The organism is Secundilactobacillus hailunensis, assembly GCF_005405185.1.
Taxonomy (GTDB): Bacteria; Bacillota; Bacilli; order Lactobacillales; family Lactobacillaceae; genus Secundilactobacillus; species Secundilactobacillus hailunensis.
Genome location: NZ_BJDO01000033.1, coordinates 1 through 14777 on the forward strand (window position 1 = coordinate 1; position 14777 = coordinate 14777).

At 46.7% G+C, this 14777-nt stretch carries 8 protein-coding genes; 3 read left to right on the forward strand and 5 right to left on the reverse strand.

From position 1 onward, the window contains the following. Positions 1–500: 500 nt before the first annotated feature. Positions 501–1019 (reverse strand): hypothetical protein, encoded by a 519-nt coding sequence (locus tag FFM73_RS08840; protein WP_137631394.1) that lies wholly within the window; start codon positions 1017–1019, stop codon positions 501–503. Positions 1020–1175: 156 nt separating this feature from the next. Here FFM73_RS08840 and FFM73_RS08845 point away from each other — a divergent pair, with 156 nt between their 5' ends. Continuing rightward, a complete protein-coding gene (locus FFM73_RS08845) occupies positions 1176–2348 on the forward strand; it encodes a thiolase family protein (protein ID WP_137631395.1) in 1173 nt (390 codons plus the stop codon). Positions 2349–2415: 67 nt separating this feature from the next. Here the strand turns inward: FFM73_RS08845 and sfsA are convergent, their stop codons facing one another. Then, positions 2416–3138, reverse strand: coding sequence for a DNA/RNA nuclease SfsA (gene sfsA / locus FFM73_RS08850; protein ID WP_137631396.1), 723 nt, complete (start codon positions 3136–3138; stop codon positions 2416–2418). An 89-nt stretch (positions 3139–3227) separates the two neighbouring features. On the opposite strand from sfsA, the gene FFM73_RS08855 reads away from it, so the two are divergent. Together FFM73_RS08855 and FFM73_RS08860 are read left to right on the forward strand one after the other, a co-directional pair. Next, positions 3228–3752 carry a GNAT family N-acetyltransferase gene (locus FFM73_RS08855; RefSeq protein ID WP_137631397.1) on the forward strand — a complete coding sequence of 175 codons (525 nt, stop codon included), beginning with the start codon at positions 3228–3230 and terminating at the stop codon, positions 3750–3752. 18 nt (positions 3753–3770) lie between these two features. After that, entirely contained in the window at positions 3771–3959 is a 189-nt protein-coding gene (locus tag FFM73_RS08860; protein WP_137631398.1) for a hypothetical protein, read from the forward strand. A gap of 88 nt (positions 3960–4047) precedes the next feature. Here the strand turns inward: FFM73_RS08860 and FFM73_RS08865 are convergent, their stop codons facing one another. The 3 genes from FFM73_RS08865 to FFM73_RS08875 form a co-directional block, all read right to left on the reverse strand. After that, a complete protein-coding gene (locus tag FFM73_RS08865) occupies positions 4048–7122 on the reverse strand; it encodes a YfhO family protein (RefSeq protein ID WP_171001258.1) in 3075 nt (1024 codons plus the stop codon). Between the two features lie 258 nt (positions 7123–7380). Then, positions 7381–11073, reverse strand: a complete 3693-nt coding sequence (gene addA, locus FFM73_RS08870; RefSeq protein ID WP_137631400.1) for a helicase-exonuclease AddAB subunit AddA — start codon at positions 11071–11073, stop codon at positions 7381–7383. Further along, the gene (locus FFM73_RS08875; protein WP_137631401.1) at positions 11060–14623 is read right to left on the reverse strand and encodes a PD-(D/E)XK nuclease family protein; all 3564 of its coding nucleotides are present in this window, start codon (positions 14621–14623) and stop codon (positions 11060–11062) included. Before FFM73_RS08875 ends, addA begins: the two co-directional genes overlap by 14 nt. Positions 14624–14777: the final 154 nt, after the last annotated feature.

The following is a 14777-nucleotide window of genomic DNA, read 5'->3' on the forward strand; positions in this document are numbered from 1 at the left end:
TTCGTCCTGAGCCAGGATCAAACTCTCATTTTATGATTGTTTGTGACTCATTAATATTACTAGCGAAATTGACTTCGCAAATTACATTTGATATCAGCCGAAGCTGATATGCCCTGCACATTTGTGAAACAAAACTTTGTTCAGTTTTCAAAGGTCTACCAAGCTGACTCGTAAATGAATCAGCTTTATTATCATACCTCATCGCTTATATGATGTCAACTAAAATTTAAAATTTTATAATTTTGAATTTCGATATCTGTCGCAAGCAACTTAATTAATATAACGCTTCGTTGGAAGATTGTCAACATGAATTTATAAATTTTTATAATCACGTTTTCTCGCTTCCCTCGCGAAGCAACTTAACTAATATAGCATCTGTGCAAACAAGTGTCAACGGAAATTCGCACTTTTAATGATATTCACATTTAGCAGCCGTTAATTTAAGTTGTAACCGTCTCATACTATTAATCAAAAGCCTGTCACCAAAGCATTTCTAGTGATTATTGCTGGTCACCCTTCGTAAACAGTGTTTTACTCTGATCCGGGTGGTCATGCATGTATTGCCGGATAAACACCGCTACCTGCTTTGAATTATTCACGTCAACATCAGCTTTTTCCATGGCTTGTGTAAGCTGGGAATAAATCTGATCAGCGACTGGATCATATAAATGTACCAGTTCATTATGATGCGTTTGGATCCAGCTCATTAACGCTGACTGGTGAGCCGGCTGAACCACCTTTAGTAAAACCGTCACAGCAGTTGGAATCAACTCAAACAAGCGCTGTTGCTTTTCATTTTCTTCCAATAACCGTACAAACCGGTTAAAAAATAGATCGGCCAGCATCTGGGGCGTCCACTCATCCGGCTGTTGACCGTACCCTTCGACGGCTACCTGGACGACAAGTGAATCAATTAAATCGATCTTCTGCTGATCTGCATCACTCATATTACTGACCAACGGTACCTCAGAAACTTGGTCAAGCCAGCTATCTAACTGTTCCTCAAATTGTGCCATCATGTATAACCTCCTCATTCAGTTTTATCATTATATGAAAGATTCTACTATAATACAAACCCTTAAAATTCCAGTAAACCAAAATCAATCCCAAGACATTTCACTAATTATCATGTATCCTTATCAGACGTATATTGAAATTGGAAGAGGAAATTAACCATGAATGAAGTCGTAATTCTAAGTGCAGTTAGAACACCAATTGGCAAAATGGGCCGGCAACTAGCCAACTATTCAGCCGTTCAACTTGGTACGCTCACTGCTAAAGCTGCGATTCGTGAAGCACAGATCCAGCCCAATATCATTGATCAAACAATCGTTGGTAACGTGTTGCAGGCCGGTTCCGGTCAAAACGTTGCCCGCCAAATCAGCTTAAAGGCTGGCTTACCCGTCACCAGTACCGCTATGACGATCAATCAAGTCTGCGGTTCCGGTATCAAAGCCATCCGTCTGGCACAGTCTGCCATCCTGCTGGGTGACGCCAACGTGGTTTTAGTCGGCGGTACCGAAAGCATGTCAAACGTTCCCTACTTACTGCCAGATATGCGCCGTGGCTCCAAGTACGGTGAACGAAAGATCCTAGACGGAATCGAACACGATGCTTTACGAGACGCGCTTACCCAAGAACTAATGGGCATGACGGCTGAGAATATTGCGGCCCAATACCACGTTTCACGTGCTGAACAAGATGCCTTCTCGCTGCGTTCCCATCAACGCGCATTAACCGCTACTGAAGCTGGTTATTTTGAAAACGAAATCGTCCCGGTACCGCTCACCGCAAAAACGGCTAACCAAATGACCCGCGATGAAGCCATCCGACCTGACACTTCAATAGAAGCACTTAGTCATCTAAAGCCTGCCTTTAAGACCAACGGCACCGTTACTGCCGGTAACTCAGCCGGTTTAAACGACGGTGCCAGCATGCTGGTTTTAATGTCTAAAACCGCTGCTGAAGCTGCCGGCCTAGATTACCTGGCCGTGCTGGATGGCTATCAGGAAGTGGGCATTGATCCGAGCATCATGGGTTATGCCCCCTACTACGCTGTCTCCCAGCTATTACAAAAACAGGGCAAAACCATTACCGATATTGACCGCTACGAATTAAACGAGGCGTTTGCCGCTCAATCCGTTGCCGTTTCACGGGACCTTAAAATTCCTGACGACCGGCTAAACGTTAACGGTGGCGCTATCGCGTTAGGTCATCCAGTGGGTGCTTCTGGTGCCCGGATCATGACCACACTAGTTCACGATTTACAGCGTGAACACCTGGAATCCGGCCTGGCCGCAATCTGTATCGGCGGCGGCATGGGCATTGCCCTTTCAATCCATCGTTAATTCCCATTTAAAACTACACACCAAGCACCGCGATCAATTAACTGATTGCGGTGCTTTTAGCTAGCCATTATTTAGCTTCTTCAAAGTGCGCGTGCAGATCAATCGAAACTGGCCGTCTGAGGGTTACCGTATCTGGTGTAACGGCGCAATCCAGTGCCACCACGTGAACGCCAGCTTGCTGCGCAGCCTCAATCGCTGCAAATAACCGCGGTGCCCGCTGACGATAAATGGTCATGACGTGGGCGTAATCCAGCTGCACAACAAACAGTAGGTAAGCTATGGCTCCTTCACCAGCTGCCCGGATCAGTTCGTGGACGTGTTTAACGGCCCGGACAGTTGGGGCATCTGGGAAAGCCGCTACACCGTCATTTTCTAACGTGACCCCTTTCACTTCGATCCAAAGATCCTGTCCCGATTTAGTTTGACCCCAGAAATCCAAGCGTGAATCATGATAGACCGTTTCTGGTTTAAAGTGGCTCAGTTCCGGCATCTCTGGTAACTGCAGTGTATGCGCCAACTGGGCGTCTTTCACTAACCGGTTGGGCAGCTGACTATCAATATTGATCCAATGATGCCCCTGCTTATTCACGGCAACCAGATCGTAATCCGTTTTCCGGGTTGCCTTTGGCTGATAATTCAAAGCGACCTGCGTTCCTGGCACCAGTAATTCCTTACTTCGACCGGTATTTTTAACGTGGACCGTCACCAGTTTACCTGCCAGCTGACAATGGGCGATAAACCGGTTTGGCCGCTCAATAAACGTTGCTAATTTAACATCTTCATACTGCACGTGATCACCTTCTATTATTCATATTGCTACTTTTTAAAATGCAATGAAAGGGGTAAAATTTAGATTAGACTTTTATGAGGAGGCAACTCATGCCAGCGACATACTTAAGACGGGCTACCCAAGCAGACTTACCCGCAATTACAGCGATTATCGATAACGCTAAGGCCTACTTAAAGAAACAGAACATCGATCAGTGGCAGGATGGCTATCCTGATCCAGCAATCCTCAAACAAGATATCAAAGATGGTATCACTTTTGTTTTGATCTTCGGTGGCGCCATTGCTGGTACCGCAGCCCTGCACCAAGGAATTGATATCAACTATCTCAAGATCGATGATGGCAACTGGATCACCGGGATTGATGCACGTTACACGGCTATTCACAGAATCGCCGTTGCCAGCAATTTCCGGGGTCAACATCTATCAGAAAAATTGATGAGCGGCCTGATCACCATTTCTAACGTACTGGGCTTCCAAGATGTCCGCATTGATACCCATCCGGAAAATAAGGGTATGCGCCACGTGATTACTACCTGTGGCTTTGACTATCGTGGTAAAGTATACATGCAACGCGACCACGCGCTTCGTTATGCTTACGAGTTAGTGATCAAGTAATCAGTGAGGTGAAGCTTTATGACCATTGCAGATACGGCAGTGCAGCTTAAATTAATGATTCTGTTCGCGGTTGGTTTGATTGCATTGCTAACTGTTATTATCGTTAGCATTCATCATGACCACCGAATTGCGTTAACATCAACGTTGCCTTTAATCATTGTGGCAGTGTTCATGTTGATCGTACTGATCAGCCTATTTCTATTGTAAGAAGTGAATTAAAAAAGACTTGCTGGTTCAACGATAATCGTTGAACCAGCAAGTCTTTTTTATCTTGGAACTCAATTAATGTTATTTGTTAGACAGTGGTCGTTTTCCGACGCAGTAGCCAGCGCCACATATCCCAGACAACACCAATGATAAACAGTATCAGTCCAACCAGCGAAAGCAGTTTGCCAGCTGACAGTCCCGGTGTTTGATAGGTTAAGCGCACTTGATGCCGGCCTGCAGGAATTTTAGCCCCGACAAACCCAACATTAACCTTTTGAGTCGACGTATTGCGCCCATCAACGGTTAAGTGCCAGCCCTTCGTATATGGAATGGACGTGGTTAAAACGCTAGCCTGAGTATCATCAGTTGTACCAGAAACACGGTTATTCGTGACTTTCATCCGTTTTAAACCCTGTTTTTGAATCTGAGTGGCTTTTTGGCGATAGTTCTGATTAAACGGCACGGCAATCACCCGCACATGCTTAAAGCTCATCTTATTAGCGCGATAGAACGACACGTTGATCGTCTTACGTGCTTTTGTCGAGTAGCCCAAATTGATCAATGCATGGTGAATTGGCTCATAGTCAGACATATTATTGATCCCTAATTGCTGGATGGCAACGTTTTTATGATCAGCCTTAACCTGCAGCTTGAAGGAATCAAAGTATTGATTATTCATAAAATTACGCCAGTAGTTCAACTTAGTCCCATGTGAAAATGGCACATCACCCATAATTGAGCGTTGGGCAACGTAGTTTAATCGCTGACTAGTAGATGGAAATTGTGCCTTAATGCCATCAAATTCAACGTAGAGTTCGCTGTTTTTATACGCAGCCGGATTCTTCAGCGTAATTTGATAATTAGCATTTTGACCCATCTTGTCACTGGCTAATTCCTTTAGACCATGCTGATTAGCCTGATTATTCTTTTGGACGATCGCCTGATTTTGCTCAAATATTTTAGTGATCGCCTTACTTGGCTTAGAAGTCTTAGCAATTGTATCGTAATATTTCAATTGCTTTGGCGTCAACTCATTTGATTTGATTGCTGTCAGCACTGAGTGGCCCGTATCGTGCTTCATTTGATAAGCAATCGCTTGATCAGTCGTAGTGATTGGCTGGTAATTCAGCGTAACTGAATAAGGCACCGATTTAGTTGCTGTGGGTGCTGTAACCGTCTTGACACCGCTGACTTTATGACTAGTTACCGCGCCACTTAACAGCGCCTGTTCCTTATTGGCAGCAGAGAGTCCTTGATAGTCTTGATCATTAAGCTGCTGCGTTTGAGTGTATGCCAAAGGTAACGCGTACTTATTACGATAAAGGATCGTCCCAGTATGGTTATCTAACGAATAAACCGGCTGATTCTGAAATAGCCTTGGCTGACCCTGCTTATCCTTAACAGCTTCAAAGCCGTAAGGTACAGGCGCTTTGCCAACTTGATCTGCCCGGCCAAACAAGTATTTAACCCCTAACAAGGAAGAAAAAGTTGCTCGGTTATCAACGTTTCGCGTAGGATTATTCATGGTGTTTTCGCTGTTAAACAAGGCCTTATTAAAATCATTAACAGCCCCATTTTGCACGGAGTAATACGAACTAATAGAATGCGTGTTCAGCAACATCGGAATGTTATTACCAGCCGTGGTGACTGGATAGTAGTCCGAAGTCATCGCTGTCCGGTAAAAGGACTTATCATGTTTGTGCAAATATTTGTTCGCACCGTCAAAATAGGCTTTGGACCAGTGCGGCGCTGCTCCTCTGCTGATCTCATTTTTTTGCGCACCGCTATAATTACTGCTATAAAAGCCCAAGCCCAAACTAGCCGTGTTGACGATGATCAGTGCGAACAAAGAAAGCCGTAGCTGACTGGGTTTGATCCCACCAATAAACGCATAAGCCAGCACTAGTAAGGTCACAAAATAAATGCCGTACATGACCGCGTGGTGCGGCTGCAGTTTAAAGATGAACCCATTACCCAGCCAAACCAGTGCCAGCAACAAAAGCGTCCCATTCAGGAACCACTTAAAATCGGCGGGAACCAGTTCATGAATGTGATCAACAAAGATCCCAGCGATTAAGGCAAAGGGCAGCTGTGCTAATAACAGCCACCGGTTAGATGGCGTACTCATCACGTTCATAATTGCCGCAAACTGCGGGAAGAGCAGCCCCACTGCAATTAAGATCAGGGTGATATTTAACATCAGGTATTTTTTAAAATGCCGGAACGACCAGATCATGGAAAGCAGGGTCAGACCACTAGTACCCATCACGACCCAGTAAAATTTCTGACCGCTGGCATCCAAAATGGCATTGGGCAAGTTCATATAGTAAATCGGCGGATACAGCTTCAGCCCGTTCGCAAAGATACTCGAACCAGACCTAGAAGAATTAAGCATTGACATGATGTTTGGCACTAATATGATGGCCGCAATCAAAAGTGCCATCACTACGGTCAGCATAAAGTAACCAAACGATTTTGGAAATGACCGGACCAGTTCATTTTTACGTTTGAGGTCAAAGTAGCGAATGACCGCAAATACCAGTGAACCCAGTCCCAGCAAGTAAGCAAAATAAACGTTGCTGATCAGCACAATGGCGGTAATCACCACTAGCCACAAAAAGGACTGGCCGTGATAGATCTTGTCGATCGCTACGCACAGCAGTGGGAAAAAGATCAGTGGTAACAAGAAGAATGGGTGATGATATGCGGCATAAAACGAGAAGCCGCAAAACGTGTAGATCAGTGTTGCAATTAAACTGCCACCGCGCTTCAGCTTCATCTGCTTAGCAAACGCCAAAAAGGCAAGGCCAATCGCGTACAGTCTCAAAATTGTCAGCAGCTGATAGCCCAATTGAATCTGATCAGCTGGGAACAGTGCAATCAAGTAACTAAACGGATCACCCACCACGTAGTAGGCAAAAGTGGTCATTTGATCAGCACCGAGGCCTAAATTCCACGACCAGCTAAATAGCGACTGATGCGCAGTTCCCCGAAGGATCCGGTAAAATTGCTCTAGAATTGGATAATGCTGCGAAATACCGTCCATATTCCAAATCGTCGTTTGGCCATTGAAGCGTAAGGCACCAAACGAACAAAGCACAATAAACGCAAAAGCAACCGTATAAATGAGCCACGCCGGCAGCTTCTTATAAATTTTTCTCAAAACGATTCTCCCCAGTTTTTAAAATTAGTTGGTTTCATTATCGCATGATTCTGACAGTGAAACCAAACTCATTGTTAGAAATACGCTAATTAATTATTGATTTTAGCCTAGTCACCGGTGTGATTGACAGCTAAATAGGCCTAACAAACCTGATAAAATCAACCTTTAGTTTCAATATTCATTGCGCTTATCGAACACCATCTGCCGATTTCTTAAAAAAAATTAAGTTTTTGCTAAATCAATTAAACTCAGTCACAACTAAACCTGCACTAACTGATCGATTGACAAGAGATAGAGGTACTTGTTAACCACTGGCTTTTGCAGCATCTTTTCCAGCGCTAACGCATATAAGCGCAGCTGACCTTCGTAACGGTGCTTCACTTTTTCGATACCCGCCTCCGTTGGTTGCAGATAATCGGTCTTGTAATCAAACAGCGTAATGCCGTCTTCAGTGACAAAGTAACCGTCAATGATTCCGTGAATCAAAATTTTAGCGTCCGCGTCATCGACAGTGGTAAAGGCATCCTTAGCTGGCAATAACAGTGAAAATGGCGTTTCGCGTTTGAGACTAGCTTGGTGCTGCAAAATCGTCTGGCCAAATTCACTCTTAAAGAAGTTGACGACTTGATCTTGTTTGATTCGGTCCGCGACCGCTGGCTGCATCACCTTTTGGTCGACTAACCGATCAATGACCGCCTGAACGGCCTTCAGATCAATTGGCTGTGCCAAATCAATTTCCTGGAAGATCAAATGAGTGGCCGTCCCAATTTCAGCTGATGTAGGCGCATTAATCGTCTGCATAAAGTCTGGTTGCGCCAGTTCATGGGTCACAAACCGGTTGCCGCCCTGCGCCGTCTGCCAATTAGGCTGAAAGTCCCCCAACTGCTTAATATCCGGATCTTCAAACAGTCGTTTAATTTCAGAAACGGACTGGTAGGCCGTTGTCTGCGTTTCGGCTTGATGCTGATAGTGAAATTCCATCAGCTGATCGATCTCATCGACATTGACCTCGGTATAATCGGCGGATTGGACCTGCTTCTTCAAATCCTGCAGCCAGATTTTACCCGTCGTCGGTTTCGACCTTGGCCCCATGTTAACGAGATCATCAGCCGAATAAAAGTTGAGTTCAAACTGCGTCTCGTCATCCTTTAAAGCCGGCAGCACCTTTTTTTCAGGGTTCAGTTTAAACTGCGGGTGCCGCATCAAAGCTAAGCCGATCCAGTCCAAAAAGTTCTGGGTCTTCTCCCGTAGATTGGGATTTAACACCAGTGAATCATCATGATTAGCTGCACTCCAGCCCTTGATCAGATTGTCTTGACCCTTGCAGGCACCGACAATGTAAAGCCGCTGTTCAGCCCGGGTCAGCGCCACGTATAATTTACGCATTTCCTCAGCTAAGGCCTCTTTACGAGTCGCCGCCTGAATCACTAGCTTCGGCAAAGTGGGGGCTGCCACCCGTTTTTCTGGATCAAAGTAATCGATCCCGATACCTAACTGATTGTTAAGCACCGCGTGGTCGGTCAGGTCTTGCATATTGAACTTCTTTGACGCGTTCAATAAGAAGACCACTGGAAACTCCAGTCCCTTACTGCCATGAATCGTCATCACTTGCACGGCATTTTCCGTCGCTCTGGTCTTCGCTTCTGCCAGATCGTGGTCGTTACGCTGCATCCGTTCAATAAATCTGACGAACTGAAACAGGCCCTTAAACCCGTTTTGTTCGTAGTCGGCCGCCCGTTCGTACAGTGCGTGCAGGTTAGCCTGCCGCTGCGGCCCCGCTGGCATCCCCGCGACATAGTCCAGAAAACCAGTCGTTTGATAGATCTGCCAAATCAACGTGGCTAGCTGTTTTTGCCGAGCAGTGGTTTGAAATTGCTGCAGCTGTTCCAAAAATTTCTGAATCTTAGGGTAAAGTTCATCCGCGTAATGGTTACCCGCATATTCATCTTGATAGCCCTGATAAAAGTGCAGCAGTGCAGAATAGTAATCGTCGGACTTGTCGTTAATCCGTAAATAGGCCAATTCATTTTCGTTCAATCCCACGATTGGTGACCGTAGTACCGCCGCTAACGGGATATCTTGATAGGGATTATCAATGATCTGCAGCATCGACATCATGATCTGAACTTCAGTAGTTTTAAAGTAGCTTTGCGCATCGTTGATCTGTACCGGAATATCCGCCCGGCCAAACTGATCTTGAATTTCCAAATTATTCTTTTTGGTTGACGAAATAATGGCAATATCTTCATATTTCAGTGGGCGCAGCTGCTGCTCCGAACGGTCCCAGATCTGCGTATTTTTAGCTAATAATTCACGAATCTTCTGGGCAATCAAGGTCACTTGACCTTCATCACCGTCTGGCGCGTCATCCGCCCCAGCGTCACTAGGCGCCTCAGTATCATAGATCATCAAGGACGCCACGTTGGGTAAGTTATCCGGATAGTTAGCGCCGTAAACGAGCTTAGCTGAGCCCGCATATTTAATCTGACCTAACTGCTCATCCATGATCTGGGTGAAGATCAGGTTGGTAAACTCATCAACGTTTTTCATTGAGCGGAAGTTTTCCGCCAACGTAATCTCCTTACCAGCATCAGGGTCTGCTTGATACCGGTTAAATTTATCAATAAACAGCTTGGGCTCTGCCAGTCTGAAGCGGTAAATGGACTGCTTGATGTCCCCCACCATAAATAAATTACCGGGATGCTCATGGGCTAAGGTGGTCACAATGGCTTCTTGCAGTTCATTGGTATCTTGATATTCATCCACCATAATTTCGTGGTAGTCCTTGGATAATTGTTTCCGGACCGCTATGGCTTCAGGGGCTGGTGCCTGCAGGATCTGCAGGGCAAAGTGTTCAATATCGCTGAACTCCCAGATGTGCCGGCGCCGTTTTTCGGCATCGTAAGCGGTGGCAAATTGCTGCACCACGGCCGCCAGTTCGGCAACGATTCCCCGGCTGTTATTCATGGCTTCAGCCGTCGCTTCTTCTGGTAGCGGCATCAAGTTAGCAGCTGTTTCCAGCGCCTTTTTGGCGTTATCCCGGTGTGCGACAAACGTGCCTTTAATATCTTGATAGTCGTCATACTCAGCCGATTTTTTACCAATACTTGGTAACCGGCCCCACGGAAATTCATTGAGACCTTGTCTTAATCCGTCCCACGATAATTCGTCCATGTGAAATTCGGATAAGGATATCAGCAAGTCATCCATATAGGCGACGGCCTTGTCAATATTGACTCCATCTGCCAGTTCACGACCCTGCTGTAATTCTTGTTTAGCAGTATCCAGTTGTTGCGAGATCAGCGGCAGCACCTGTTGTTGCACGATCGAACTGGCCATCAATGGCCCATCCACCTGATACGGTGCTGCTAAAGTCTTCAGCCAGGCACCGGGATCCGGCTTCGCCCCCATGAATTGAAAGACCTGCATCACTTGATCCGTCAATCCGTCATCCGAACGGTCATTGGAAAAATTCGTGACGAGCTGTTTAAACGCCCCATCGTCATCATTTTGGTACAGCTGCTCACGCACGTCGTTCCAAACTTCATCCTTTAGCAGATCACTTTCGGATTGATCGCCCAAGATTCGAAAGACCGGATCTAGATCAATCAAATAGTAATAACGTTCGACGATCTTTTGACAAAAAGCGTCCAGTGTACTGATATCAGCCACCGGTAAAACCGCTAATTGGCGGGATAAATACCGTTGTTCTGAGGCATCCGCAACACTGATCTGCTGGCGCAGCGCCGTTTCGATTCGGTCCTTCATTTCGGCTGCTGCCGCACGGGTAAAGGTCACGATCAGGAGGTTTTCCAGACTTTCATGCGCCAAGATCATGTTGATCACCCGGTCCACTAACACCCGCGTTTTCCCAGAACCAGCGGAAGCTGAAACCAGCAGATTGGTCTGATGGGTATCTAAAACTTGTTGTTGACTCTTAGTGTAATTCACGCCGTTTAACCTCCGTTTCAATTTGCGCCATAATATCAGCCGCTTTGGATGCTGCGGTCTGTATCCGGTAGCTGTTTTCCGGCAGCATCGGATCAAACTGCATGATCGCCGTGTACGGTGAATTCGTCATGGCCGTCATACCGCTGGCCGGTTTATACGGATTTAATTCAACTTCACCGTCAAAGATGGCATTGCCGGCATCCGTGATCTTCATTTCCGTGTACTTCAATAAACTCTTTAACTGATCCATCGTAATAATGGAGTTAGATTTAGCCGTTGAGCCATCCTTCCGAAACTTAAACGGAAAGACTTTCGCCGCTTCACTGACGTCTAGTTCTGGTTCTAGCCCGTGAAGCATCTCGTCGTCGGCTACCAGTACCCCTTCATAGCGTTCTTTGGCTAATAAAGCACTGGCAATATCGGTCTTAATGTCGCTGGGTCGCAACCGCGGATTTTGCAAATGCAGGTATAGCGCACCCGCCAGCTGCGCGTCTTCGTCATCGGCTACTAAGCCCATGTTCTGCTGCACCACATCCAGATACGTCATCATCTGCATGGCGATGCCTTCGTAGATATCGTTGAACTTAACGGTGTGTTCACTGGACTTGTAGTCAACGATGCCGATGTACTCGTTCGACGGTAATTTCAGCGTATCGATTCGGTCAATTTTGCCCCGCACCCGAATCTGTTTTTCCTTTGGCAGATCAAAGACCAGTGGTGGTAATCCGTTTTCCGCGCCAATGTGGCCAAACAGGACTTCGGTCTTGCGGGCCCGCATCGGCGTGTACTGGCTCTGTTTATGAAACGTCGCCGCCATCTGCCGGACAACACCGATCAGCTGCTGCTTGATAAAGGTCATCCGCTGGCTGGAATTCAAAATAGCGTATTGCAGATTCTTCGGATCGTTTAAAATTTGGCTGGTGATCTCTGTGATCAGTTCGTTCAGCTGCTTTTCATCCAAAGTGGCTAAATCGAGTTTTTCCGCGTTGACGCGCTTCATTAACTGATCCATGGCAGCGTGGAAGAACTCGCCAGTATTGGCTGGTGACAATTCAAATTCATCGCGTTCACGCAGCTTTAACCCGTACTTGAGGAAGTACGCGTACTGGTTGCGATAAAATTCCTCCAGCTTAGAAATCGAACTGTTGATCGTGTTGCCGTACAGTCCGGTGACGATCTCAGCATCGAGCTGTGCAGGAACGTTGCGGTAGGAAATACTGCCTAGCAATTTCTCCGTTAACGCTTTCGTCTCCCCTTGATCAAGGACCTGATAAACGTACTGCCATGCAGCACTCAGATCGACGTTTCGATCACGAGAATCGTTGCTGGCCTGAATTAAGTGCCGCAATGTTGCCCGTTTAGCGCCTAGATACGGTTTCAGGTCCTGCTGATCAGCTTGCGGCATCGCCGTATGGCTGATTATTGGTAAGTTAAAATGTTTTTGAATTCGTGCTAAGTAAGGGCTGATCTGGTTTTGCGCGTCATCGCCGGCATTGATGGGATAGGTGAAAATCAAGCGCTCACTGGGCGTCATAAAGGCGAGATAGTTGATATAGGGCTCGCCCTGCAACGTCATAATGCCGTCGTCGTTTAGATACTCGCCCTCTGGCAGCGTTAGTTTTTGGCGGTCCTGATCGTTCAGTAAATGCGTGGGCAGCGTGGTGTCTGGCATTGTAGTATCAGTTGACCCGATCATAAACGTGATCTTCCGGTTATTCATTTGAATAATGCCACTTTCAGAGATCATCACCTGATCAAGTGTCGAAGGGATCTGCGAATAATCAGCCCCCTCAAACCCAGCCTGCAGCAACGCTAAGAAATCCTGAGATTGAAACAGCCGGTCACCTAAGATCGTGACGTATTCATCCAGCAGGTCACAGAACGTCTGCCAGACCTGTTCCGGCTGTCCAGCTTGCACCAGGTCCCCAGCATCAATGGCTTGATCACGCCAAGCCATTAACCGGTCCACGACCCCGTTTTCGGTCATAAAGTTTACTAGTAAGGTTGCCGCTTCCCGACCGTTTTTAACCTGATCTAATTTCTTGTAGAACGGCACTAATGTATCTCTGACAAACCGGCGAATACCGTTGATCTGCTCTGAGGTCGCTTGATCGGCACTGGTGACGGTCCCCAGATCATCACTGTGCAGCTGGGCGTATGGCCAGTCTTCTTTTTGTAGCCATCGAGAACCCTGATAGCCCATCTTTAAGACCCAGTTTTCCGTCTTAAATAGCGCGTCACGAAACGTATCAATGTTCATCTCGTGACCATCAGCGGTTTTCGGGACTAACAGTTCGGTCTTCAATAACCGCATGATGTCCGCGTACTGGAAGTGCTTGCGCTTAATTTCAAATAACGCATCAATCAATTCCACTAGGGGATGGTCGGCCATTGACTGCTGGACGTCACTAAAGTAAGGAATCTCCTGGGCGTTCATAATCGGCGCCAAAATAGTGGCATATTGATCCAAATGGCGGGTCAAGATTAGAAAATCCCGGTACCGGTAGCCCTTTTCAGCAACTAACTGCCGGATCATGGTGGCTACCCGAGCCACTTCAGCATACCGGTTGTCGGCTTGAATGATCTGAATCCGATCAGCCTGCTGTAAATCTTCAGTCTGCGTCGCCGTAACCCCTGTCGCCGTTGACTGCCAGTAGTTTTCAAGCTGTTGCAGTTCAGGGGTCGTCCGAGTCGTGGTGGCTTTAATGTCGCGCAACACCGGTACTGACAATGCCCGCGCCGTCTGGTAAAGCCGCATATAGGTCCGTGATGGTTGAAAGAACAGGCTCTGCTCGTTAATGGCATCAGCCGTTGGCGTCCCCTGGTCCAAGATCAGCGCAACTTTGACTTCCGCTGCTTGGCTCATCAGCGTCGTTAACAGCTTCATTTCCTGAGCCGAGAACTGGGTCTGAGAGAACCCGTCAAAGTAAAAGTGCGCGTGGCTAAGATCTACTTTTTCCAAGTAAGTGCTCAGTTGATTTAGTAAATCGGTGTTGGCCACGTATTTATTGGTCATCGCCTGCTCAAAACTGTCGTAGATCAAGACCAGATCGTGTAATTTAGCATCCAGATCAGCGCTGGTCCCGGTCAATTTTTTAGCGACTTGGTCGAGGTCTAAAACGCTGACTTGGCCAGTTTTTAACTCCAATATTTGGCGGGTCAGTAAGCTAATGAACCCCGGCCGGTCTGCTTCACCAGCAAATAAGCGCAGTTCATCTTGATGGTCTAAAATGGCTTGATAAACCAGCATATTCATCCCGGCTTGAGAAATCCGCGGTAGTTGATAAGCCGGAGCGTTCTTCATAAAAAACCAAGCTAGGCGGGTCAGTGAAAGCACCTGCACGCCAGATTGCGCGTACGCCCCATTTTCCACACCGGCCAACTGGGCTAATCTGGTCAGCACCTGAACTTCAGATTCGAATTTAATGTGGTTTGGCACTAAGTAATAGAATTGGTCATCAGGGTGCGCCTGCTGCGCCTTAGCCAGTTCCGCTAAGAGGCTTGCCTGATGATCAACGCTGGCTTTTCCAATCACAAATTGCAACGTCATTGTCGTCGTTCCTTTCTATCTATCACGGTTATCATTCATGAAATTGTTCCGCTATACATACTCGAATTTTGCTGATTTTATCATAGCATATTTGAACGTCTGTTCGTGTCGGCTTTGAGCATTTGCCAGAAATGTTTCATGTGAAACTTTTTGC